At 64.9% G+C, this 22,820-nt stretch carries 21 protein-coding genes; 8 read left to right on the forward strand and 13 right to left on the reverse strand.

Annotation, left to right across the window (positions count from 1 at the left end):
* Window positions 1-11: 11 nt before the first annotated feature.
* From flgB to motA, 7 genes are all read right to left on the reverse strand, one after another.
* Entirely contained in the window at window positions 12-413 is a 402-nt protein-coding gene (gene flgB, locus XH81_RS33980) for a flagellar basal body rod protein FlgB (protein ID WP_038950165.1), read from the reverse strand.
* Between the two features lie 64 nt (window positions 414-477).
* Window positions 478-1,563, reverse strand: coding sequence for a flagellar biosynthesis protein FlhB (flhB, locus tag XH81_RS33985; RefSeq protein WP_028145747.1), 1,086 nt, complete (start codon window positions 1,561-1,563; stop codon window positions 478-480).
* 13 nt (window positions 1,564-1,576) lie between these two features.
* The gene (locus XH81_RS33990) at window positions 1,577-2,617 is read right to left on the reverse strand and encodes a flagellar motor switch protein FliG (RefSeq protein WP_028145748.1); all 1,041 of its coding nucleotides are present in this window, start codon (window positions 2,615-2,617) and stop codon (window positions 1,577-1,579) included.
* Window positions 2,618-2,619: 2 nt separating this feature from the next.
* On the reverse strand, window positions 2,620-3,009 hold the full coding sequence (gene fliN, locus XH81_RS33995; RefSeq protein WP_018318435.1) for a flagellar motor switch protein FliN: 390 nt from the start codon (window positions 3,007-3,009) through the stop codon (window positions 2,620-2,622).
* Window positions 3,010-3,085: 76 nt separating this feature from the next.
* Window positions 3,086-3,400, reverse strand: coding sequence for a hypothetical protein (locus XH81_RS34000; protein WP_028145749.1), 315 nt, complete (start codon window positions 3,398-3,400; stop codon window positions 3,086-3,088).
* Complete coding sequence (locus XH81_RS34005) at window positions 3,381-4,322, reverse strand: flagellar motor switch protein FliM (protein WP_028145750.1); 942 nt, start codon at window positions 4,320-4,322, stop codon at window positions 3,381-3,383. Before XH81_RS34005 ends, XH81_RS34000 begins: the two co-directional genes overlap by 20 nt.
* The gene (motA, locus tag XH81_RS34010) at window positions 4,319-5,215 is read right to left on the reverse strand and encodes a flagellar motor stator protein MotA (protein ID WP_028145751.1); all 897 of its coding nucleotides are present in this window, start codon (window positions 5,213-5,215) and stop codon (window positions 4,319-4,321) included. The genes XH81_RS34005 and motA overlap by 4 nt, the downstream gene beginning before the upstream one ends.
* A gap of 143 nt (window positions 5,216-5,358) precedes the next feature.
* Between motA and XH81_RS34015 the strand changes: the two genes are divergently transcribed.
* The 4 genes from XH81_RS34015 to XH81_RS34030 all read left to right on the forward strand — a co-directional run bounded on the left by XH81_RS34015 (window position 5,359) and on the right by XH81_RS34030 (window position 9,736).
* Entirely contained in the window at window positions 5,359-6,144 is a 786-nt protein-coding gene (locus XH81_RS34015; protein WP_028145752.1) for a DUF1217 domain-containing protein, read from the forward strand.
* A 3-nt stretch (window positions 6,145-6,147) separates the two neighbouring features.
* Window positions 6,148-6,876: a flagellar basal-body rod protein FlgF gene (flgF, locus tag XH81_RS34020; RefSeq protein ID WP_028145753.1), complete on the forward strand. Its 729-nt coding sequence runs from the start codon at window positions 6,148-6,150 to the stop codon at window positions 6,874-6,876.
* 42 nt (window positions 6,877-6,918) lie between these two features.
* Window positions 6,919-8,244 carry a flagellar protein export ATPase FliI gene (fliI, locus tag XH81_RS34025; protein ID WP_028145754.1) on the forward strand — a complete coding sequence of 442 codons (1,326 nt, stop codon included), beginning with the start codon at window positions 6,919-6,921 and terminating at the stop codon, window positions 8,242-8,244.
* An 856-nt stretch (window positions 8,245-9,100) separates the two neighbouring features.
* Complete coding sequence (locus XH81_RS34030) at window positions 9,101-9,736, forward strand: MarR family winged helix-turn-helix transcriptional regulator (protein WP_028145755.1); 636 nt, start codon at window positions 9,101-9,103, stop codon at window positions 9,734-9,736.
* Window positions 9,737-10,313: 577 nt separating this feature from the next.
* Here XH81_RS34030 and XH81_RS34035 read toward each other — a convergent pair.
* Window positions 10,314-11,885, reverse strand: a complete 1,572-nt coding sequence (locus tag XH81_RS34035) for a porin (protein ID WP_271596771.1) — start codon at window positions 11,883-11,885, stop codon at window positions 10,314-10,316.
* 511 nt (window positions 11,886-12,396) lie between these two features.
* Between XH81_RS34035 and XH81_RS34040 the strand changes: the two genes are divergently transcribed.
* Window positions 12,397-12,876, forward strand: a complete 480-nt coding sequence (locus XH81_RS34040; protein ID WP_028144358.1) for a MarR family winged helix-turn-helix transcriptional regulator — start codon at window positions 12,397-12,399, stop codon at window positions 12,874-12,876.
* 71 nt (window positions 12,877-12,947) lie between these two features.
* On the opposite strand, the gene XH81_RS34045 is transcribed toward XH81_RS34040, so the two are convergent.
* Window positions 12,948-14,030 (reverse strand): hypothetical protein, encoded by a 1,083-nt coding sequence (locus XH81_RS34045; RefSeq protein ID WP_038950172.1) that lies wholly within the window; start codon window positions 14,028-14,030, stop codon window positions 12,948-12,950.
* An 877-nt stretch (window positions 14,031-14,907) separates the two neighbouring features.
* Here XH81_RS34045 and XH81_RS34050 point away from each other — a divergent pair.
* Entirely contained in the window at window positions 14,908-15,972 is a 1,065-nt protein-coding gene (locus XH81_RS34050; protein ID WP_028144356.1) for a ketopantoate reductase family protein, read from the forward strand.
* 27 nt (window positions 15,973-15,999) lie between these two features.
* Here XH81_RS34050 and XH81_RS34055 read toward each other — a convergent pair whose 3' ends face one another.
* Window positions 16,000-16,584 (reverse strand): LysE family translocator, encoded by a 585-nt coding sequence (locus XH81_RS34055; RefSeq protein WP_028144355.1) that lies wholly within the window; start codon window positions 16,582-16,584, stop codon window positions 16,000-16,002.
* A 261-nt stretch (window positions 16,585-16,845) separates the two neighbouring features.
* Here XH81_RS34055 and XH81_RS34060 point away from each other — a divergent pair, with 261 nt between their 5' ends.
* Entirely contained in the window at window positions 16,846-17,664 is an 819-nt protein-coding gene (locus tag XH81_RS34060; protein ID WP_028144354.1) for a YkgJ family cysteine cluster protein, read from the forward strand.
* Between the two features lie 103 nt (window positions 17,665-17,767).
* Entirely contained in the window at window positions 17,768-19,279 is a 1,512-nt protein-coding gene (locus tag XH81_RS34065; RefSeq protein WP_028144353.1) for an ATP-binding protein, read from the forward strand.
* A gap of 120 nt (window positions 19,280-19,399) precedes the next feature.
* Here XH81_RS34065 and XH81_RS34070 read toward each other — a convergent pair whose 3' ends face one another.
* Genes XH81_RS34070 through XH81_RS34080 form a run of 3 tightly spaced genes read right to left on the reverse strand, consistent with a single transcriptional unit; the run spans window position 19,400 to window position 22,805 of the window.
* Entirely contained in the window at window positions 19,400-20,140 is a 741-nt protein-coding gene (locus XH81_RS34070) for an ABC transporter ATP-binding protein (protein ID WP_028144352.1), read from the reverse strand.
* Window positions 20,137-20,982 (reverse strand): ABC transporter ATP-binding protein, encoded by an 846-nt coding sequence (locus XH81_RS34075; RefSeq protein WP_028144351.1) that lies wholly within the window; start codon window positions 20,980-20,982, stop codon window positions 20,137-20,139. The genes XH81_RS34070 and XH81_RS34075 overlap by 4 nt, the downstream gene beginning before the upstream one ends.
* Window positions 20,982-22,805, reverse strand: coding sequence for an ABC transporter permease (locus XH81_RS34080; RefSeq protein WP_028144350.1), 1,824 nt, complete (start codon window positions 22,803-22,805; stop codon window positions 20,982-20,984). The genes XH81_RS34075 and XH81_RS34080 overlap by 1 nt, the downstream gene beginning before the upstream one ends.
* Window positions 22,806-22,820: the final 15 nt, after the last annotated feature.

Here is a 22,820-nt window from a genome sequence, read left to right on the forward strand (position 1 = left end):
CTCAATTCACCTCAGCTCTTCGCGCTCGACAGCAGCATGCGGTGAAACGACCGCACGACTGCCGAATTCATCGAGTAATCGCGACTGACGTCGCTGCCCTTGATCATTTCCTGTTCGAGACTGACGGAGTTGCCGGAGTGAACCACTTCCCAGCTGTCCTTCTTCGCGGTCGCCCGCGTGTCGGTCTCGGCCGCGGCCAGCTGCATGTGCGACGGCGACGTCGTGGCAAGCCTCACCGGCATGCCGTCGAGCACCTTGTTGAAGGGCTCGACGTCGCGCGCCTTGAAACCGGGCGTGTTGGCGTTGGCGACGTTGGTGGCGATGGTCGACTGGCGGAGCTCGAGGTACCGCGCCTGCGACGATGCGAGTTCGAAGAGATAAAGCGGTCCCACGACAGCCCCGTTCTGGTCCATTCGGGAGAAGCCTAGGGCGTTAAGCTTTCGTCAAGCTGTTGGGCCGGACGTCGTCCTCTGAATTCTACTGGACCTTCTCGGTCCGCGACGCCTGCTTCGACTGGAGGAAGTAGATGATCTCGGCGACGGGGCGGAAGAATTCCGCCGGGATCACCTGATCGACCTGCACCGCCTCGTAGAGTGCGCGCGCCAGCGCCTTGTTCTCGATCACTGGAATCCGGTTCTGCTCGGCGACCTCGCGGATCTTCAGCGCGATCACGTCCATGCCCTTGGCCACCACGAGCGGCGCCGGATTTTCCTCGCGCTTGTAGCGCAACGCGATCGCGAAGTGCGTCGGGTTCGCGATCACCAGCGTCGCGCGCGATGCGGATGCGATCATCCGCTGCCGCGAGCGGTCGCGCGCCAGCGAGCGCAGGCGCGCCTTGATCAGCGGATCGCCTTCCGCCTGCTTGTGCTCGTCCTTGATCTCCTGCTTGGTCATGCGCAGCTGGCGCCGCCAGTGGAAGCGCGCCCAGGCGAGATCGATCGCCACCAGGACGATGGTTGCGATGCAGATCGCCGAGACGATCCGCATCGCGATGTTGAGAATCATCTCCGGCAGCGCAACCGGATCGGTGTACATCGCCTCGAACGCCTTCGCCTCCGACGCGCGCAGCACGAAGGCGACCACGGAGGTCACCGCGGCCAGCTTGAACAGCGACTTGGCGAACTCGACCAGTCCCTGCGTTCCGAACAGACGGCTCCAGCCGCTGATCGGAGAGATCCGCGACAGGTCAGGCTTGATGCGCTCCAGCACCAGGCCCGGCGCGTTCTGCAGCAGCGAGGCGGCGAGCCCGAACGCGCCGAGGGTGACGACCAGCGGCACCAGGAAGCGCAGCGCCTCGAGGCCGACCACGGTGAGCAGGTTCTGCGCGTCCGCGCCGGTCGAGAGCGGGAAGCCTTCGGGATCGTCCAGGAGGTTCTTCAACGTCGGCGTCAATTGCTGCACGCCCTGGCCGATCAGGAACGCCTGAATGACCATCAGCGCGGCCATCGAGGCGAAAATAGAGGCCTCCCGAGAGACCGGGATCTTGCCCTGTTCGAGCGCATCACGGACTTTCTTCTCGGTCGGCTCTTCTGTCTTGCTCTCCTGATCGGATGATTCTGCCATGCCCGTTCAGCGGTCAGCGGAAGACCAGCTCATCCTCCTGATCGGGGTTGAGCTCGATTTCGCCCTTCTCCGCGAGGTCGAGCGCCAGGTCGGTGATGACGCGACGCGCCTCCAGCACGTCGCGCTGGTTCGACGGCTCGCCGATGGCGAGCTCATGCTCGACGACGCGGCGGACGCGCGAGGCAACCGCGGACAGGATCAGTTCGCGGAAATGCTTGTCGGTGCCCTTCAGCGCGACGACGATACGATCGGTCGGCACCTGGTCGAAGATCATGGTGCGCGCCTTCGGCGCCAGGTTGATGACGTCGTCGAAGGTGAACAGCAGCTCCTTCAGCACTTCGGCCGATTTCGGCCGCTTCTCCGACAGGCTCTTCAGCATGTCCTCGATATGTCCGCGCTCCATCTTGTTGATGATGTCGGCGACGCGGGCGTAGGTGTCGGCGCCGAGATTGCGGGCGAAGTTCAGCGTCAGATCCTCGTGCAGCGTCTTCTCGAGCACCCTCATGGCGTCGTCGGCGATCGGCTTGAGGCTGAGCACGCGCCGCATCAGCTCGTTGCGCAGGCTCGATGGCAGCTGGCTCATGACCTTGGCGGCGCAGGCCGGCTTGACCTTGGACAGGATCAGCGCCGCGGTCTGCGGATGCTCCTTGGACAGGTAGCTCGCAAGCGAGTTTTCGGACACGGACGAGACGCGGTCCCATACCGAGCGGCTCGAATTGCCGAGCAGGTCCGTCATGATCGCCGAGACCTGGTCGGCCGGAAGCACGTCGCCAAGCACGGCTTCCAGGCCACCGATGGTGCCGAGAATGTTGGCGCCCATCGAGAACTGCTGGGCGAACTCCTCGACGATCCCCTCGAGCTCCTGCGCCGTGATCGGCCGCAGCTCGGCCGCGGCCTTGGTGACGACGCGGATTTCCTGCGGCTCGAACTGCGAGAGCACGCTCGCGGCCGCCTGCCGGCCCATGGCCAGGAGCAGCGCCGCGACCTTTTCCGTACCGCCCAGCGTGGCAACGCCTCGCTGCTTGACGGGAGCGATGCCGACCTGTGCCGCCATGGTCAGCTGTCACCCTGCCCCAGCGGCCCGACGATCTCCGTCAGCGAGACACCGAAGCGGGAATTGTCCTCTTCGACGACGACCACCTCGCCGCGGGCGACGATGCGGCCGTTGACGACGACGTCGACGGGCTCGCCGACCCGATGATCGAGCGGAACCACCGCGCCACGCCCGAGCTTCATCAGGTTCGCCACCGGAATGGTCGCCGATCCCAGCACCACCTGCATGGTGACCGGAATGCGCAGGATCGCATCGACATTGGCGAACTTGCCGCTCTCCTCCGCCGTGCGCGCGGCGATCTCCGCGAGCCGCTCCAGCGGAGTCGTGTCGGTATGCCCCTCGTCGGCGGCAGGTGCTCGCGTGGCAGAGTCATAGTCGAAGGATTGCGCCATCTGGTATCGCCTCTTGGTATTTCCGCTCCCGGAGCGCCCTGGCGTTCCGCTCGTATTGGTTCAGCCGGCTTCGGCTTCAGTGCTTGTTCACCTCAGTGCCGCCTGCAGTCGCAGCCGGCGCGAGCCCGCTCCTCGCATCGAGTGCTGCGATCGCCTCGTGGGCCTGATCGATCTTGGTGGTCAGCACGTTGGCGAGCCGTCCGAGATTGGCGGTGGAATCATGCGCCGCGGTGATGACAGTGTCGAAGGCGCCCGCGGTCTCGTGGACGATGGTGGAGAATTCGCCCTGGTAGCTGCGCAGCCGCGCCAGCTCGCGGTGCATCCGGGTCACCCGCATGCTGGTGAAGGCGAGCGCGATCAGCAGCACGGCATCAACGAGATAGGATATCATCGACGAACTCCCGTTTCTGATCGACGGGATCGGCCACCTGCATGGCGTAATAGCCATCGAGCTGGCCGATCTGACACCAGAACAGCACCTGGTTGTTGCTCTCGAGGCGCGCCAGCGTGCGCGGCGTGGCCTCCAGCTCCAGCACCTGCCCCACCTTGAATTTCACGACGTCCTCGAGCGAGATCATCTTCTCGTCGAGCACCGCACTCAGCGTCACTTCGGTCCGGTGGACCTCGCTCTCCATCTGCTCGCGCCAGCGCGGATCGGTCGCGCGGCCGTCGCTGACGACGACGTGAGCGAGCTTCTGCCGCAGCGGGTTGAGCGCGGAGTGCGGAATGATCAGGAACATCTGGCCGCCGCGGTAGAGCGCCTGCACCATCATGTTCGCGCAGATCGACATGTTGCTGGCGCGCCCGATCGCCAGCGAGGCCATCGCCGTCTCGACCCGCTCGACGCGGAAGGTGACGTTCGACGTGCCGGCGAAGGCGCTCTGCAGCGCCTTGGCGAACCGCTCGAACAGCGCCTGGACCAGGCGGATCTCGATGTTCGAGAAAGTGCGTTCGACATCGAGCGGCGGTTCCGCGCCGTCGGATCCGAACATCGCCTCGACCATCGTAAACACGAAGTCGCGGTCCAGCATGATGATGACGCGCGAGTCCCACTGCTCGGCATAGAGCACCGCCGCGACCGCGTTGCCCTCGTAGTCCTTGATGATGTCGCCGAGAGGATCGTTGGTGATGCCGTTGACCGAGAAATAGCAGGGCGTTCCCGCCATCGGCTGCAGGCTGTCGGTACACGATGCCGCCATGCGATCGAAGATCACATTGAGCATCGGCATACGTTCGATCGATATGCCGGCCGCGTCCAGCAGGTAGTTCGGCAGCTGCTTGCGCTGATCGACCTCGACGTCTTCCATCATCATGCGCGGGCGGCCTTGGGTTCGGGCTCGGTGACGACGGCCTTGGGACCTGCGATCGTCTCGTTCTCGACGACGTCGATCGACGGCCGCTCGGTGCTCGCGATCATCTTGCGGCCGTGCTCGACGGCGATCTGCGGCATGGCGCCGTTCATGAACGCCAGCAGCGTCTGCTTGACGATGATGTAGGGCCGGCACTTCTTCTCGCGCGTCATCTTGATCTTGATCGCGAAGGGCGAAAGGACGCCGTAGGACAGGAAGATGCCGGCGAAGGTGCCGACCAGGGCCGCACCGATGAAGCCGCCGAGCAGCTTCGGCGACTGGTCGAGCGCGCCCATGGCCTTGATGACGCCGAGCACGGCGGCGACGATGCCCAGCGCCGGCAGCGCCTCGGACACCGTCACCAGCGCATGATAGGGCGCCAGCTTGCTCTTCACGATGGTGTGGATCTCCTCGTCCATCAGCGCCTCGATCTCGTGCGTGCGCGCGTTGCCCATGATGATGAGGCGGACGTAGTCGCAGATGAACTGGAGCAGCGAGGGATCCCCGAGCACGCTCGGAAACGCCTTGAAGATCTCGGAGGACGCGGGATCGTCGATATGGGCCTCGACCTCGTTGCGGCCCTTGCCCCTGAGCTCGCGCATCAGGGCGTGGAGCGCGCCGAGCAGATCAAGGTAGTAGCGCTGGCCGGGCACCGCGCCGGTGATGGCCTGCATGCAGGCAACCCCGGTATCCACCACCGTCTTCCACGGATTGGCGACGATGAAGGTGCCGACCGCGGTCCCCATGATGATCACGAACTCCCACGGCTGCATGAGCACGGCCAGATGCCCGCCCATGGCGGCAAATCCGCCGAGCAGCGCCGCTACCGTGATGAAAATCCCCACGAAACTGCCCAACGCGCCGCTCCATCGCCAATCCCACCGGGAATATCTAGTCGGCGAGCCTTGCGCGAAGCTGGCTTCCCGCCTCGCCAGCCCCGCGCAAGCAATCGGCGGCAGCTTGGGGCGGCGTCGCAACAGCGGCCAGAGGGGCGCGTGTCATGCTATCCACCATCGCGGACTACACCAGACTGACCAAGGACATGGGCAAGTCGCTGACGCAGGTCGCGACGCAGCCGGATGTCAGCCGCGAGACCGACTATTACCTGAGCCATATCGGCAACGTGAAGACGATCGACGACTTCCTGAAGGACTATCGCCTCTACTCCTACGCGATGAAGGCCTTTGGCCTCAGCGACATGACCTACGCCAAGGCGTTCATGCGCAAGGTGCTGACGGAGGGTGTCGGCAACAAGAACACCTTCGCCAACAAGCTGACCGACACCCGCTACCGGGAATTCGCCACCGCCTTCAATTTCGCCGCCCTCGGCAGCAACGCGACGAAGACCACCCAGGCCACGACCGGGACGGCGACCCATTATGTCACGCAGACGATGGAGCAGAAGGCCGGCGACCAGAACGAGGGCCTGCGGCTCGCGCTCTATTTCACCCGCAAGGCGTCCACGATCACGACCGCCTACCAGGTGCTGGCGGACAAGGCGCTGACGCAGGTGGTTCAGACCGCGCTGGGCCTGCCCTCGACGATCAGCGCGGCCGACATCGACGCCCAGGCCAAGATGATCACAAACAGGGTCAAGCTCACCGATTTCCAGGACCCGGCCAAGGTCACCAAATTCGTGCAGCGCTTTGCGGCGATGTGGGATGCGACCCAGGCCCAGAGCGACAATTCGACCAATCCCGCGCTGGTCCTGATCGGCGGCGCCAGCTCGGCCAGCATGGATATCGACATGCTCTCGAAACTTCAGTCCCTCCGGTTCGGAAAGTAGATCATGCAATCGGCCCTCTATGTGGGATTGTCGGCCCAGGTCGCTCTCGAAAAGCGCCTCCAGACGATCGCCAACAACGTCGCCAACGTCAACACGGCGGCATTCCGCACCGACGTGGTGAAGTTCGAGACCGTGCTGTCCAAGGCGGGCGCGAACCCGGTCGCCTTCTCCTCGCCAGGCGACAACATCATCTCGCGCGAGCAAGGCAACATCACCGAGAGCGGCAACCCTCTCGACGTCGCCGTGGTCGGCCAGGGCTGGATCGCCTTCGCAGGTCCCAACGGCACGGTCTATACCCGCGACGGCCGGCTCCAGATCGCCGCCAACGGCGATCTTCAGACCGTGAGCGGCTTTCCCGTCGTCGATTCCGGCGGCGCGCAGATCACGCTGGACCCGAACGGCGGACCGATCTCGATCTCGCGCGGCGGTGCGATCACCCAGGACAACAACGAGATCGGCACCATCGGCCTGTTCAACATCCCCGCTGACGCCAATCTCGAGCGCTACGGCAATTCCGGCGTGACGCCGGACCGGCCCGCGAGCGCCATCGCCGATTTCTCCCGCGACGGCTTCAAGCAAGGCTATGTCGAGGGCTCCGGCGCCAACCCGATGATGGAATTGACCAAGCTGATCGCAGCCTCGCGTGCCTTCGACGGCACCAATTCGATGATCGAGGGCACCGAGAGCTCGCTGCAGAACGCCATCCGGACGCTGGGCGAACCCGGCAAGTAGACCGCGCCCCGTGCGCATTGAGATTGAGGTTGGACGGTTTCCTTGAACGCTCTTCGGCAACTCGAGTGGGCGCTGCTGGAGCTTCAGCAGAGCACTCCCCTGGCAAGCGTCAGCGGCGCGATCTCCGAGATCGCGCCGACGCATTTCCGTGTCTCCGGCCTGTCGCGCTTCGTCAGGCTCGGCGAGCTCATCGGCGTCAATTCGGGCGGCAAGCCGCAGATTGGCGAGGTGGTGCGAATCGACAGCGAGGGCATCATCGCCAAGCCGTTCGACCGGCAGTTCGCCGGCGGCCTCGGCTCGGTCGCCTACCGGATGCCGCCCTTGTCGTTCGCGCCCGATCCGAGCTGGAAGGGTCGCGTCATCAACGCTCTCGGCGCGCCGCTGGACGGATTGGGGCCCCTCACACCGGGCCCACAGGCGGTCTCGGCGGAGGCTGAGGCGCCCTCGGCCATGAAGCGCGCGCGCGTGCACAAGCCGCTGCGCACCGGCGTACGCGTCATCGATCTGTTCGCGCCGATCTGCGCCGGCCAGCGCGTCGGCATCTTTGCCGGCTCCGGTGTCGGCAAATCGACGCTGCTCGCGATGCTCGCCCGCAGCCAGGGTTTCGACACCGTCGTGCTGGCCCTGGTCGGCGAGCGCGGCCGCGAGGTGCGCGAGTTCATCGAGGATGTGCTGGGCAACGATCGCCAGCGCGCCGTCACCATCGTGTCGACCGGCGACGAAAGCCCGATGATGCGGCGGCTGGCGCCGAAGACGGCCATGGCGGTCGCGGAATATTTCCGCGACCGGGGCGAATCGGTGCTGCTCATGGTCGACTCGATCACGCGTTTCGCCCACGCCGCCCGCGAGGTCGCGCTCGCCGCCGGCGAGCCTGCGGTCGCCCGCGGCTACGCGCCGACGGTCTTCACCGATCTGCCGCGCCTCCTGGAGCGCGCCGGACCCGGCGAGGAAGGTTCCGGCACCATCACCGGGATCTTCTCGGTGCTGGTCGACGGCGACGACCACAACGAGCCGATCGCCGATACCATCCGCAGCACGCTCGATGGGCACATCGTGCTCTCCAGGCACATCGCCGACCAGGCGCGCTATCCGGCCGTCGATGTGCTGGCTTCGGTCTCCCGCCTCGCCCACAACGTCTGGGATCCCGAAGAGCGCGAATTGGTCAGCAAGCTGCGCTCCTTGATCGCCAAATACGAGGACACGCGCGACCTTCGCCTGATGGGCGGCTATCAGTCGGGACGTGATTCGGGCCTCGACCAGGCGGTCGACATGGTTCCGAGAATCTACGGCGCGATGCGGCAGGATGCTTCGGCTCCGCCGAGTGCCGATCCGTTCCGCGAGCTGCGGGACATGCTCAAGGGCGAATAGCAGCGCGAGAGGCCGCGACCGCCGGCAACATGCGCCGCTATCCTGCTCCTCCCCGTTGTTTTCGACAGGAGATTGCGCATGCCGCCACGGAGCCGGCGCATGCGCCGCACGGCCGCCGCCGGTTTTCCGTCCTGAGCGCCGTCACCACTCGGGTGAGGGCAGTGGACGACCGCGCCGGAAGGGACCGCACCGGCGATTCTGCGAGCATAACGGTCAACAACCGGCGCGTGTAATTCCTCCGAGTTCCCTTGACGATTCTCCGGCTCCACCCACAAGTTGTGGATGACGTGCCGAACTCATCGTCGTCATGCACAAGCTTCGATCAATTTGCGTCGATCACGGTCAGCAGGATGCCGTGCAATCACGGCGTCGCAGAATTGAGTGCATGTTGCTTGCCGGGCAGCGTATTGCGTTCACCATCATGTGTCCCGATGAGCGAGATTGTCTTGAACGTTACATTCGCCTGCAACGACATCTGGGCTGCGCGAGCGTCTCTACTTGATTTTGTTGAGAAGCTCATTCATCGTTTCGACGGAATATAAGAAACGTCTGCGTGTGACTTGAACTCAGGGGCTTCGGTTGAACTATTCCGATCCATCGTCGGCTGGCGACGGCAACTCGGGCTCCCGTGCGACGACGCTGTTGGCATGCGAACGACGCAGTTCGTCACTCCGAAGCACGCGACGCGCATCGGTCCAGATCGGGCGCACTGCGATTCGTTCCTTCGAACGAGAGCTCGACACGACGTGTTCGCCGGACAGCTGCAACCGTTCGATGTCTTTCGAAGGTTTCGCGGGAAAGGGTGCAAGGCGGCTTCGGGGCGCCGCAGACGAAGTTCCGGGGACGAGGTAGATTCATGCCGTTGGCACGGGAAGCCGTCGAGCTGCTGGTTCAGGCGGCGAGGGCTTGGTATTTCGAGGGCAATCAGCATGGATTGCGCGATCGCGAATGGATGGCGCTGCGCTTTCTCGGCCGCGCCAACAGGTTTTCGCGCACGCCATCCGCGCTGGCCGGCTTCATCGGCGCCACCAGAGCAACTGCATCGCAGATCGTGAAGACGCTGGAGAGCAAATCCTTTCTGGTGCGCAAGCCGTCGCAAGAGGACAAGCGTTCTGTCGTCCTGCACGTCACCGCCCAGGGCGAGAAATGCCTGAACCAGCACGACCCGATCAATCACGTGGTGAATGCGGTCACCTCGCTTGGCAACGACGAATGCGTCAGGCTGCGCGACTCGCTCCGCGAGGTTCTCAATCACCTCGACGCGGCCCATCAGCGGCTCGATGCCAGCGTCTGCCGCGACTGCATGTTTCTCGCCGAACGCGGCCCGGGCACCTCCAAAAGTCGCGCGAGCGCCGAATTCATGTGCCGGCTGTATCGCGCTCCGGTCTCGCTCGATGAGACCGAACTGCTGTGCACCAGTTTCGAGCGCACCCGCGACCGCCCCAAGATCGAGGAGCATCTCGACCGCGCGCGGATGGCAAGCCAGGGCTGAGGCGCACGCAATTTCCGCGCGAGTGGTTGCGGCACAGCCTGCAGATGGCTTCGTAGCCGCGCCTGCCTTCGAACGACGCACTCCGTCCTCTGATGTCCCGGACAAGCTGCAACGCGAAGCGTTGCTGCGCAGAGCCGGGACCCAGGGACGCCCCGGGATGGCACGGAGAGATGGGCCCCGGCTCTGCAGCGCACCGTCCTGCTGGACGATGCTTCGCATCGCCCAGGGGACGCTGCGTTGCGTCCGGGGCACGAGAGCGGAGTGCGGCCAGCACTCCCTCCACCGTCATCGCGAGGGCGCCCATGCGCCGAAACCGAATTTCGGATAAACGATATATTTTTCGAGCGGCCGGATTGACGGGAGCCGCGACACAGCAAGGTCCCGTAGCCCGCATGGAGTGCAGCGCAATCCGGGACCGTACGGTAAGAGATGCTCTGGACTACGCCATCGGCCGCGCCTTCGCGCGACCCGTCGGCTCGATCCGGGCAACGGGTGCGTCAGGCATCACGCGGGATGGGCGCACAAAAAAACACCCGGCGGTTTCCCGCCGGGTGTTCATCACGTGGTTCGAGAGATCTTACCAGTTGCGCTGGGCGCGGAGCAGCAGGGTGATGCTGTCCTGATCCTTCAGCTCGTACAGGGCGGCCGGCTTGGCCGTCGTGCCGGCACCGGCGTAACCGACCGTGCCCGAGTACTTCTGGTCGAGACGGGTCCAGTTCAGGTCGCCCGAGAACGTCAGGTTCTTGACCGGGGTCCAGCGGGTGATGATACCGACCTGGCCGACGGCGAAGTCAGGGTTACAACCCGTCACACCGGCGAGACCGCCGAACACGCCGCCTGCACCGCCAGCGCCGCAGAGAGCGGTCTTGGCGACCGAGCCGTACTGCGCCTGAGCGTAGGCGCCGTAGAGCGCGGTGTTCCAGTAGGGATCCCAGTTGTGGGTGTAAGCACCGCGGAAGCCCCAGGTCTTGACGGTTTCCTGCTGGCCGCCCGTGACGAACACGGTGTCCGGAGCATAGGCGAAGCCGACGCTCTGATAGGCAACGCCCGAGCTGCCGAACATCGAGTAGCTGCTGCCCGCCAGGTTCTGGAAGTTGTAGCGGGTCGCACCGTCGGTGTAGACGCCCGAAATGTTGACCACGTCACCCGCGCCGGTCGGGATGTTCTTGATCGACAGAGCGAGCTGAACAGCCCAACCCCACTTGTCGTCGGGGTGACCGGTGGCTTCATTCGCGCCGTAGTAGGCGACGTGGTTGTCATGCGCGGCGACCGACGCCTGGAACATGCCCCAGGCCTGGTCGACACGGACCATACCGACGAGGTTCGGCGAACGCGAACCGCCGATGGCGTTGGTGCCGTAGGTGCCGCCGACCATGCTGCCTGCGGTCGCACCGGTCAGGTTGACGTTGCCGGCCTGGTAGTAAGCCGTCGCGTCTTCCGCCGAGAACGACGCCGTCACGCCCTGACCGAAGTCAGCGGTGTAGGTGAACTGGTTGACACCAGTGACCGTGCCGGAACCGCCGACGAGGCTGTCGATGTTGTTGCCGGGATAGTTGGTCCAGGGCGCGTCGAACTGCGACACGGCCTTACCCATGGTGAAGCCAGCGAACTGGATGAAGGCGTAGTACACGCCGAGCGAACCGCCCGAGGTGTTGCCGTCGGTGCCGTTGATCGACGAACCAACGAGCGCCGGCGTCGCGCCGGAGGTGTTGATGCCGAGGTTGCCGGTATAGACCGTGCCGCCCGTCGCGGAGCCGGAGCCCTGATAGCCACCGGTGGTCCAGGTGAACACGCCGTCGAAGAAGGTACGGACGACGCCGTATTCGGTCGCGGTGCGCGTGTCGATGTTGAGATCCTGACGAGCGCGCATCTGGTAGTAGTTGCTGAGGCGGTTGTGCGCGCCGGCCGGAGAGCCGTTCGAGATGCCGTAGTTGCTGTTGGTATTGAACGCGACTTCAGCGCGCAGATAACCACCCAGCTTGATGCAGGTGTCGGTGCCCGGGATGTAGTAGAAGCCCGCGCCGTACAGCGAGCAGATCTTCACGTATTCGACCGCCTTCGCCTTCACGGGGAGATCGGCTGCGAACGCCCCGGAGACGGCCATCAGGCCGGCAGCCGAGCCGAGAAAGAGCGTCTTCGTCAACTTCATTAGTAAACCTCCAGGTCGGTTCAGGGGGCTCGGCTCCTCGGAGGAGGCCGCTTGACCCACTTAATTTCCGTTCAATTCAGGTCCGCACTGAAGGTCCGGACTGAAACGACAGTGAGGTGCCCCCCCTCCGTCGTAGCTTCACGTATAGTTTATAAAAACAACGGCCTCAATTTATTGATTTAGTGAATCGTAACTTCCGTCGGAGATGTTGCCCGATGGCAACAGAGGCGGTCGGCACGGCAACTAACTCTTTAATCCAAAACGAAAAAGCCCCCAGGGGGCATCCCGAGGGCTTTCTTGGAGGTCTCACATCGCTGTCCATCGACAGGGTCAAGAGCAGCAAAGATTGAGTGTGTGGAGACGTAATTTAATTAATTGCTTTTTGCAAGTACTAAACCGTCCAACCGTTTCCACCGCGCCGTGTCCGCCACCATTGTCTATGCGCGATATGCGAGACGATTCCCCAATATCCCATTAAAAGAGTGAATTGAGGGAAACGGGGGGCAGCCACATGATCGAGAAAAAACTCGACAGGGCGATTACGGACTTCATCTGGAACGTCGTCGAAATTCACTCCCAGCTGGAGGACATCCATACCTGCTGGGCCGGACTGCTGGGCATTACCGAGCCGCAGTGGCTGATCCTGATGGCGATCACCGAACTGGACGACGGGCGCGGCGTCGCCGGCATCGACATCGCGAACAAGTTGCGGGTCCACCCGGCCTTTGTGACCAACCAGACCAAGAGCCTCGAAAAGAGCGGCTTCCTGTCGCGGCGGCCGGCACCGGACGATGCCCGCTTCGTTCTGATGTCGCTGACGGAGAAGGCCACGACGGAAATCGAAAAACTGTCCAAGAGAAAGCTCGCCTTGAATTCGACCATCTTCAACGAGCTCGACGAGAAGACCCTGGCTGAACTGAATGCCGCGCTCGCAACGATCGGCAGGAACGCCCGGCTGGCGGCACGATTGCTGGCTATCGACGTGTCGTGACGCGCGCCTCGGCTTCGAGGCGACCGAAGCATGTCGGCAAACACCGCTCTCGAATACGATACCCCCAAGCGCTAGAGATAGGTCACAGGGTCAAGCTGACGGGCCGTTCCCAGCTTGCTGCCGAGCCATTCGAAGACGAAGTCGTCGACAGCGATGAAATTCTCGACCTCGCCGAGCGGGTGCCGGACATTGTTGGGCACGACGACCGAGCAATCTGCTCCGGTCTGCCGATAGCCGGCTTGCAGATCCAGGGCGTCCTGCTCCCATATCATGGAGCGGCTCCCGACGACCATGAGCAGCGGGCACGGAAGTCGACGCGACGGCGGCAGCGAACCCGTCGAGGCTCCGTCAGGGACGGCCTGCCCGAAGCCGGTCATCCAGCGAAGCGATGCTCTGCGCATCACCGGCGTCAGAAGGCCGCCGTCGCACACGGCGGCCGCTATTCTGCGATCCGAGAGGGCAAGGCGGGACGCATGAGAAGCGCCCTCCCCTTCGCCATAAATTGCGATCCGCCGCGCATCGACATCGGGGCGAGCCTCCAGATAGTCCAACCAGCACTGAAGCCTGTGCTCCGGCTTGAAGGAGCGATGCACCGTCGAATTGCCGGCATCAACGAACAGGAGCGACATGGTCCCGCAGAGTGAGGCCGGCAACAGCCTGCTCATCATCGAGCCCAGGGTGATGTCCTCGTCACTGAGACAGATGACCGTCGGCGCGGAAGCTCCACGATGGAGCGCCGGCAGAAAGAAGCCGGCCAGCGCCCCTTGGTCGAAGCAATCGATCTTGACGCGCTCGATCGCCAGACCGGCCTCCGCCTCGAAACCTCTCAGGCTGATGCCGACCTCGTCTGCGAGGCCGGCACTTTCGACATCTCCCGGACAAGACAAGCGTCTGACGACTTCGAGGGCCGTCAGCGAACACAGCCACGCTTCCCGCGAAACCCAGGCGGAACGGTTTTGGTGCGCTGATTCGGCCAAGGCCCGGTAGTCGTCCGCGACCTTCAACCAGTCCGAAATGCACAGATGCCGGTGCGTCTCACGCCCAAGCTCCGCGACGGACAGGCTCTGGAAAAATTGGGACGCGCGATCCCGCAGGCGCGCCAGGCTTTGCCCGGCGCCGTCGCACGAGCCGTGCGGCCAATGATCACCTTCCATGTCAGCCCCCGAGCGGCGCCGTCAACGCTTGCCCGGACTTGCGCCCAGACCTGCCGGCTTCGCGTTCTGCGCAGCACCCTGCACATCTGCTCGATGCGATCGCTGCCGCCCCTGATCGCGTCCATCGCGCTTGCACCCGTCGATGCCGCCCGCCGCGTCGACGTCTTTCGCCACCATTCCCAACCAACCCGCTTGGGCACAAGGTCGAGGCCGCCCCAACTCAATCGTCACGTCCCAGCTCCATCGCTGAACACAGTTGCTTGCCGCGCACTCCGCCAGTCTTGCGACAGACTTGCGATGCGGGCCTTGTCGTTTCTTGTTGCGATCGGCGAACCGAAAATGACGTCACTTCGCCGACGTAAAATTCATGCCTGCGTAGGCCGGCATTGTGAAAGCACGATATGGTGAGGGATGCGGCGGATTGCCGCTTTCATCAATGCCGAAAGGCAAATGTGACAAGAAGAAAACAGCGGGACCAACCAACGTGGCGATCATCGGCACGCGACATGTGACGACGTACGATCGCACCTCACGCTGAGCCGGACCAGCGAGACATCCTCCGGCCTACTTGGATTCGGTAAAGTCGTATGGCGTTGAGTGAGCCGATTGACACCCGCAGGTGGCGGGACAGCGAGGACCCGTCGGCGTCAAATTGGGGCTCGTCGCGGATGAGCGCCGCGCAAGCCTGGTCCTTGCCGGCGGGCGAAAAGATTTACGGATAATGCTCTTCGCGACACCCCTGCCGCCGGGATCCTGGCGCGCCTTGTATGCATTATCCCAGTTGCCATCTCCGCGCAGTTCGCTTTACATGCCGCCAACTCGCCCGCGGATGACGGCCGGGGCTCAAAAATCACACACATTGTCAAAGGGACGGAATATGGCGCGCAACATATTGATTCTCGGGGCTTCTTACGGCTCGCTGCTGGGCACGAAGCTGCTGATGGCGGGGCACAATGTGACCCTGGTCTGCCGCGCCAAGACCGCGGAGCTGATCAATCGCGAAGGTACCGAGGTGCGCATCAAGCTGCGTGACGAGGCGGTGCACCGGGCGATCTTCTCGCGCAACCTGCCCGGCAAGCTCGACGCCGTGACCCCCGCCAATGTCGACCTCTCCCGCTACGACATGGTCGGCCTTGCGATGCAGGAGCCGCAATACACCAACCACACCGTGCGCGTTCTCATGGTCAAGATCGCGGCGGCGAAGCTGCCGTGCCTGTCGATCATGAACATGCCGCCGCTGCCCTATCTGAAGCGGATCCCGGCGCTCGCCGACATGGATCTGGAAGAGGCTTATACCAATGCACAGGTGTGGGAGCGGTTCGAGCCGGGGCTGGTGACGCTGTGCTCGCCCGACCCGCAGGCCTTCCGTCCGCCGGAAGAGGCCGCGAACGTGCTTCACGTCGGCCTGCCCACCAACTTCAAGGCGTCGGTGTTCGCCGACGACAAGCACAACAAGGTGCTGCGCGAGCTCGAGGCCGACATCGACGCGGTGACGCTCGACGGCCACGATGTGCCGGTGAAGCTGAAAGTGTTCGACTCTCTGTTCGTGCCGCTGGCGAAATGGTCGATGCTGCTCACCGGCAATTACCGCTGCATCACGCCGCACGATCCGCAGTCGATCCGCGACGCCGTGCACGGCGACCTCAAGCGCTCGCAGACGATCTACGACCACGTCGATGCCATCGCCCGCAAGCTCGGCGCCGATCCGCAGGACCAGGTGCCGTTCGCAAAATACGCCAAGGCCGCCGAGAGCCTGCTCAAGCCGTCATCGGCGGCGCGCGCGGTCGCGAGCGGCGCCCCCTTCATCGAGCGCGTCGACCTCTTGGTGAAGCTGATATCGCATCAGCTGGGCGTGCCCAATGCCGAGATCGACCGCACCGTCGAGACCGTCGATCTGAAATTGAACGAGAAGATCGTGCAAGGCGGATCCGGCGCGCAATAAGCGCGCTGCTTGCGGTGACGTCGGCGCTCACGCGCTCAGGAATGATTGAAGCCAGATCAGGCCGGTCACCGCGACAAGCGTGACCGCGCCGGTGCGCGTGATGAGGTCGGGATGCCCGAGACGGCGCGCGCCGCGGCCGAGCGTTGCGCCCAGAGTGATCCACGCGGCGCCAGCGGTGACAATCTGAAGCGCAATCGCGCCCAACCAGGGCAACAGTTCAAGCGGCCCAGCTCCAAGTGGCAGGAGCAGGAAGGCGAAGACGAGCGCTTTCGGGTTCAACAGGGTTGTGAGCAGCACCTGGCCGAACGTCACCGGTGCACCGTCGCGCAGCTCGCGCGTGTTGACTCGCCAGAGCATGACGGCAAGGCACAGGATGTAGATGGTCACCGCGACGCGGAGCAGGACGGCCGCGAGCGGGATATCCATGACGATGGGCCCGAGCGCCAGTCGCAGCAGCGCGATCGCCAGCAGATAGCCGGCGAGCTCCGCCACAAGCAGATGAAGCGAGCGCACGATGCCGATCCCCGCGCCCGACGTCGCGAGCAAGGTGTTGGTCGGCCCGGGCACGGCCAGCAGGAAATAGGTCGCCGTGAAGAAGGTCAGGAAGCTCATGCGCCTGAGCTAGCAGGCCCCGGGCCAGGCCGGTTTGATCTTCATCATCGAATCCGGTCCTCAAAGCCCGGAATCGGTCCGAATCTGCCCATCCCCGTGATCGCAGATTTGCGAAAAATTTGCATCCATGCGAGGTCTGTCCTTACGTAACAGAGGCCGCCGGGATGCCTCGGCAGAGACTCCAGATGCCGGCTGCGGGCAGCGGGTTCCAAGCCTGCCCGCGATAGCCGGATTGACGGGCGAAAGAACAAGTCATCGAAGATGGATCAGTCGACGTTGCAGGTCGCTCGCGCGGTGGAGGCCGGCGCGACAACCATGAAGAGTGTCATCGACGCGACTGGATTGTCCCGTCTCAAGGTCGAGCGCGCCTTGAACACTCTGGAGAAGCAGAAGCTGCTGGTCCGCGACGGCCAGGGCTTCAAGGCAGCCGGCCAGCCGAAGACGGCGCCGTTCGCCCGGCAATGCGGATCCTGCAACGCCTGCTGCGACATTCTCGAGGTGGCCGCCGTCGACAAGCCGGTGAACCAGCTCTGCAAGCACTGGCAGACGGGCACCGGCTGCACCATCTACGACCGCCGCCCGCAGATGTGCCGCTCCTTCGTCTGCGCCTGGCTGCAAGGGCATCTCGACGACGACTGGTTCCCGGCGAAGTCGGGCATCATCGTCCATTTCAGCCAGGATGCCGTGAACGTCACGGTCGACGACCATTGCCCCGATCGCTGGCGCGAAGAGCCTTATTTCAGCAAGCTCGCCGAATGGTCGCTGAATGGGATCAAGCGGATCGGAAACCGCGGCTATGCCACTCTCGTCGTCTCCGGCGCCGACCGTTTCCTGCTGCTCGGACGCACCGTCGTTCCCGAGCCGACGCTGTTTGGCACGGCGTTCGTGCCGCTGACGGCCGACACGTTCCAATTCTGGCGGGCGACATCGCCGGAGCATTTGCAGCGATTGCATGAGCGCATCACCGAGATGGAGCGGATCAGGCAGGAATTCGGCTCCTGCGCGATCCCCGCAAACGAGGACGACGATCCGCAAGCCCCCTATCGGCCCGCACTTTTACGGCTATCGAATCACGCCTGAACGCCGCCGTGGGCAACGCGGCATGATCAGCGCCGTGCCGCTCGACGCGCCGCGACGGGATTGATAAGCCCCTGTCCGCGAATGACGGGGACTTGAGTCGGGCATGACGGTTGCAATCGAGATGGGGCAGACCACGGCGGGCGCCGCGGCCGCCATGGACCTCGAGGAACTCTTGGCGACCCGCCTCCTGGTGCAGGGCAATTCGGGCTCCGGCAAATCGCATCTGCTGCGGCGGCTCTTGGAACAGAGCGCGCCCTGGGTACAGCAGGCCATCATCGATCCCGAAGGCGATTTCGTCACGCTGGCCGAGCGTTTCGGCCATCTCGTGATCGAGGCCGAGGATCACACCGAGCGCGGCCTTCAGGTCGCCGGCGAGCGCGCGCGGCTGCACCGCGTCTCCACCGTGCTCAATCTCGAAGGTCTGGACGCCGAGAACCAGATGCGCCGCGCCGCGGCGTTTCTGGGCGGGATGTTCGACGTCGACCGCGACCATTGGTATCCAATGTTGGTGGTCGTCGACGAGGCGCAGCTGTTCGCGCCGGCCGTGGCCGGCGAGGTCTCGGACGAGGCGCGCAAACTCTCGCTCGGCGCCATGACCAATCTGATGTGCCGCGGCCGCAAGCGTGGGCTGGCCGGCATCATCGCGACCCAGCGCCTGGCGAAGCTCGCCAAGAACGTCGCGGCGGAAGCCTCGAATTTCCTGATGGGCCGCACCTTCCTCGACATCGACATGGCGCGCGCCGCCGATCTGCTCGGCATGGAGCGGCGGCAGGCGGAATCCTTCCGCGATCTCGAGCGTGGACAGTTCATGGCGCTGGGACCTGCGCTGTCGCGCCGGCCCCTGCGTTTGCATATCGGGCCGACCGACACCCAGCCGCGCAATTCCACGCCGCGGCTGATGCCGCTACCGGAGGCGGCCACGGAAGATATGCGCGCCATGATCCTGGCCGCGCCGCCGCCCGATGCCAGCCGGCCGCAACGACGACCGGCGCCGGATCTGCTCGAGCAGCTCCGCGCCGCGAAGGCCGCCGCGCCGGTGATCCAGCCGGAAGTGGACGAGGTGCCGGTCAGCGCCGAGGAGCTCGCCGAGCGGCGTGAACGCGTCGATCGCACGCTGCGTGCCGTGCTCGCCGCGCCCGACGCCGGCTTCCGCGCCGTCGGCGTGCTCTATCAGGAGTTCGTGGTCCGCTGCCGGATCGAGGGACTGGGCTCGGCCGTCCCTGACCTTACCGAATTCCGCCGCATGCTGACGCGCGCACGCGCGGGGCTCGGCGCCGAGCATGCCGAAGACGACGCCTGGCAGGACGTATCGCTGCGCGCATCCATTTTGCCGGACGACATGCAGGGCGTATTCATGATGATCGCGCGCGCGGCGAAGGAAGGCTGGCCATGCCCCGGCGACGCCGCGATCGCGCGGGCCTATGGCTCGCACTCGCTGCGCCGGGCGCAGCGGCTGCTCGGCTACATGGAGGAACAGGGCCTGATCGTCGTCCAGCTCGACGGCGGTGGACGCAGGATCGTGACGCTGGTGGAGCTGGCCTGGGCCACGGCGCCCGGCGATCCCAATGGCGATGATCTGCCGGCGGAGCCGGTCGCGAGCGCGGCTTCGGCTTGAAGCGGGATGGAGGTCGTCATGCCCGGGCTTGTCCCGGGCATCCACGTTCTTCGTGCCTGGAGGCAAGACGTGGATGCCGGGTCAAGCCCGGCCATGACGTGGAGAGGTCAGCGCATTGCGTCAGGCAGCCTCGGAGCCGCCGAGATAGGCGTCGCGGATGCGCGGGTCGTCCTTCAGCGCCCGCGCCCGGCCTGAAAGCACGATCTTGCCGGTCTGCAGCACATAGGCTTCGTGTGCGATCTCCAGCGCGAGGCTGGCGTTCTGCTCGACCATGAACACCGAGACGCCCTCCTGATTGATGGTCCGGATCAGCTCCAGCACGCGGTCCACATAGAGCGGCGACAGGCCCATGGTCGGTTCGTCCATCACGATCATCCTGGGACGGCTCATCAGCGCGCGCGCCATCGCGACCATCTGCTGCTCGCCGCCGGAGAGCGAGCCCGCGCGCTGCGACAGCCGCTGGCCGAGCTTCGGGAACAGCGTCAGCATCCTGTCGAGATCCTGCGCCACCGCGTCACGGTCGTTGCGCACGAAGGCGCCCATCAGGATGTTCTCGCGCACGCTCATGTCCGCGAACAGCCGCCGCGCCTCCGGCACCGAGGCGATGCCGCGGCGGACAATCTGTGGCGTGGTCAGCCCGATCAGCGAGGCGCCGTCGAACGTGACATCGCCCGAGCGCGGCTTCACAAGGCCCAAGATGATCTTCATCGTCGTCGACTTGCCGCTGGCGTTGCCGCCGAGCAGGCAGACGATGTGGCCGCGCGCGACTGTGATCGACAGATCGAAATGCACCTGGGCCTGGCCGTAGAAGGTGTTGACATTGGACAGCGCCAGCAGCGGTTCGGGTGCGCTCGTCGTCATGCTGCGCTCTCCTGCTCCGACGCCCCTGATAGCCCGTGGCCAAGATAGGCCTCGATCACCTTGGGATCGCTCCGCACCGCGTCGCCCGGCCCTTCCGCGATCTTCTTACCCTCGTCCATGACGATGACACGATCGGACAGGCGCATCACCATCTCCAGCTTGTGCTCGATCAGGAGGATGGTCAGCCCCTCCGCCTTGAGCTCGGCGACCAGCGCCTGCATCTCCGCGGTCTCGGTCGGGTTCATGCCGGCGGTGGGCTCGTCGAGCAGCAACAGCCGCGGCTTGAGCGCGAGCGCGCGCGCGATCTCGACGCGGCGGCGATTGGCGTAGGACAGGCTATAGGCCGGCTGGTCGATCCGCGGCAGCAGCCGCTCGCCGAAGCGGGCGAGGATGGCCTTCACCTCCTCGCGCAGCCGCTCTTCTTCCGCCTTGACGCTGGCGGGCCGCAGCAGCGCCAACCCCAATTCCAGCAGCGGACCGATCACCGGCACCGCCGGCTTCACCGCGCGCAGCCGCGTGTGCGCGCCGATCAGGACGTTGTCCATGACGCTGAGATTGCCGAAGACGCGGCCGAGCTGGAACGTGCGCGCGATGCCCTCGCCTGCGAGCCGCTCCGGCGACAGGCCGGTGATGTCCTGGCCTTCGAAGTGAACTGTACCCGCGTCGGGCCGGTCCAGCCCGGTCACGAGGTTGAACAGAGTCGTCTTGCCGGCCCCGTTCGGGCCGATGATGCTGACAAGCTCACCTTTGGCGAGATCGAGATCGATCGCGTCGACCGCGGTGAGGCCGCCGAAGCGCCGCGTCAGCCCGCGCAGGGACAGCATGGAATTGAGCTGTGCCATCACAGCGTCCCCAACAGGCCCTGCGGCCTGAACCGCACGAGCAGCAACAGCACGATGCCGTAGATCAGGATGCGATACTCCGCCGCGATCCGAAAGACCTCGGGCAGGCCGACCAGCGCGACCGCTCCGAGAATCGCGCCGACGACATTGCCGAGGCCGCCGAGGATGACCACGGTCAGCGCCAGGATCGATTGCTGCGTATTGAAGGTCTCATGGTTGATGTAGGAGTAGAGGTGTGCCGCGATGCCGCCGCTGACGCCGGCGGCGAAGCCGCCGAAGATGAAGGCCAGCGACTTGTAGCGGTTGAGACTGAGGCCATAGGCGCGCGCTGCGATGTCGTCGTCGCGGATGGCGCGAAAGCTGCGGCCGAGATGCGAGGTGAGCAAGCGCCCCTGCAGCAGCGCCAGCACGACCATCACTGTGAAGCTGAACCAGTAGATCGAGGTCGGGCTGATCAAATCGTAGCCGAACAGCGACAGCGGCGGGATGCCGGAGATGCCGATCGGGCCGCGTGTGACGCTTTCCCAATTCAGGATCACCAGCGACACGATCTCGCCGATGGCGAGCGTCGCGATCGACACGTAATGCCCGCGCAGCCGGAACGACGGCGAGATCAGCGCGGTGCCGAGCGCGGCGCACATCAGGCCGCCGCCGATAATCGAGAGGCCCACCGGTACGGAGAGGGTCAGCGACAGCAGCGCGGAGGTGTAGGCGCCGATCGCAAGCAGTGCGGCATGGCCGAGCGAGACCTGGCCGATCGTGCCCGCAACCAGCGTCAGGCTGAGTGCGAGCATGCCGAGCAGCCAGGCGTTGATCAGGGTCTGCAGCACGTAGAACGACACCGGGAAGAACGGCAGGACCGCGAAGATCGCGGCTGCAGCCAGCAGCGCCCAGCGCGGAATGCGCACCGGGCGGCTCGGCGCGATGAAGGTGCCGGTGAGCGGCTCGGGCGGCGCTTGCCGCGCGCTGGCGAACAGGCCGTTCGGCCGCAGCACGAGCACGACGACGAGAAGCAGGAAGGCGAACAGATTGCGGTAGCTGGTGCCGAACACGGCGACGCCGTAGCTCTCCACCAGTCCGAGCAGCAGGCTGCCGATGACGGCGCCGGGCACATTGCCGGCGCCGCCGACCACTTCGGCGACGACGCCCTTGAGCGTCGCCTGCAGGCTCATCGCGGTGTCGATCTGGTTATAGTACATGCCGACCAACATGCCGGAGACGCCGCCGAGCGCGGCGGCAATGCCGAACACCGCCTGATTGACGCGGTTGACGTCGACGCCCATCTGCATTGCAGCGTCGCGGTCCTGCGCAGTGGCGCGTACCGCCCAGCCGAGCTTGGAGTAGCGCAGGAACACGAACAGCAGCAGCGCGCTGGTGAGGCCGACGCCGGCGATCAGCAGATCAAGTGGGCCGATGGTGCCGCCGCCGACCTGAAAGCGCACGTCCGGCAACTGGCTCGGCAGCGCGCGCGGATTGGGCGAGAAGGTCAGCATCACCAGCTGATCGAGCACGAAGCTGATGCCGATCGTGGCGAGCAGCGGCGCGATGCGCACCGAGTTCTGCAGCGGACGCAGACCGAACCGCTCGATCACCAGCCCGACCAGCGCGGCAGCGACCGCGACCACGATGATGGTGAGCGGCAGCGGCGTATGCAGCTGCACCACCGCGACCCAGCCGATATAGGCGCCGACCAGATAGATCGAGCCCTGCGCGAAGTTGATCAGCCGGCTGACGCCGAAGATCAGCGCAAGCCCGACCGCAACGAGGGCATAGACATTGCCGACGATCAGCCCGTTGATCGTGTAGTCGAGCCAGGAAGACACGCGATGGCCCCAAGG

The organism is Bradyrhizobium sp. CCBAU 25360, assembly GCF_028128695.1.
GTDB classification, from domain to species: domain Bacteria; phylum Pseudomonadota; class Alphaproteobacteria; order Rhizobiales; family Xanthobacteraceae; genus Bradyrhizobium; species Bradyrhizobium ottawaense.

Coding starts and splice junctions, on each gene's coding strand:
- flgB (WP_038950165.1), bottom strand. CDS start 413: ATGGACCAGAACGGGGCTGTCGTGGGACCGCTTTATCTCTTCGAACTC.
- flhB (WP_028145747.1), bottom strand. CDS start 1,563: ATGGCAGAATCATCCGATCAGGAGAGCAAGACAGAAGAGCCGACCGAG.
- XH81_RS33990 (WP_028145748.1), bottom strand. CDS start 2,617: ATGGCGGCACAGGTCGGCATCGCTCCCGTCAAGCAGCGAGGCGTTGCC.
- fliN (WP_018318435.1), bottom strand. CDS start 3,009: ATGGCGCAATCCTTCGACTATGACTCTGCCACGCGAGCACCTGCCGCC.
- XH81_RS34000 (WP_028145749.1), bottom strand. CDS start 3,400: ATGATATCCTATCTCGTTGATGCCGTGCTGCTGATCGCGCTCGCCTTC.
- XH81_RS34005 (WP_028145750.1), bottom strand. CDS start 4,322: ATGATGATGGAAGACGTCGAGGTCGATCAGCGCAAGCAGCTGCCGAAC.
- XH81_RS34015 (WP_028145752.1), top strand. CDS start 5,359: ATGCTATCCACCATCGCGGACTACACCAGACTGACCAAGGACATGGGC.
- flgF (WP_028145753.1), top strand. CDS start 6,148: ATGCAATCGGCCCTCTATGTGGGATTGTCGGCCCAGGTCGCTCTCGAA.
- XH81_RS34030 (WP_028145755.1), top strand. CDS start 9,101: ATGCCGTTGGCACGGGAAGCCGTCGAGCTGCTGGTTCAGGCGGCGAGG.
- XH81_RS34035 (WP_271596771.1), bottom strand. CDS start 11,885: ATGAAGTTGACGAAGACGCTCTTTCTCGGCTCGGCTGCCGGCCTGATG.
- XH81_RS34040 (WP_028144358.1), top strand. CDS start 12,397: ATGATCGAGAAAAAACTCGACAGGGCGATTACGGACTTCATCTGGAAC.
- XH81_RS34045 (WP_038950172.1), bottom strand. CDS start 14,030: ATGGAAGGTGATCATTGGCCGCACGGCTCGTGCGACGGCGCCGGGCAA.
- XH81_RS34050 (WP_028144356.1), top strand. CDS start 14,908: ATGGCGCGCAACATATTGATTCTCGGGGCTTCTTACGGCTCGCTGCTG.
- XH81_RS34055 (WP_028144355.1), bottom strand. CDS start 16,584: ATGAGCTTCCTGACCTTCTTCACGGCGACCTATTTCCTGCTGGCCGTG.
- XH81_RS34060 (WP_028144354.1), top strand. CDS start 16,846: ATGGATCAGTCGACGTTGCAGGTCGCTCGCGCGGTGGAGGCCGGCGCG.
- XH81_RS34065 (WP_028144353.1), top strand. CDS start 17,768: ATGACGGTTGCAATCGAGATGGGGCAGACCACGGCGGGCGCCGCGGCC.
- XH81_RS34070 (WP_028144352.1), bottom strand. CDS start 20,140: ATGACGACGAGCGCACCCGAACCGCTGCTGGCGCTGTCCAATGTCAAC.
- XH81_RS34075 (WP_028144351.1), bottom strand. CDS start 20,982: ATGGCACAGCTCAATTCCATGCTGTCCCTGCGCGGGCTGACGCGGCGC.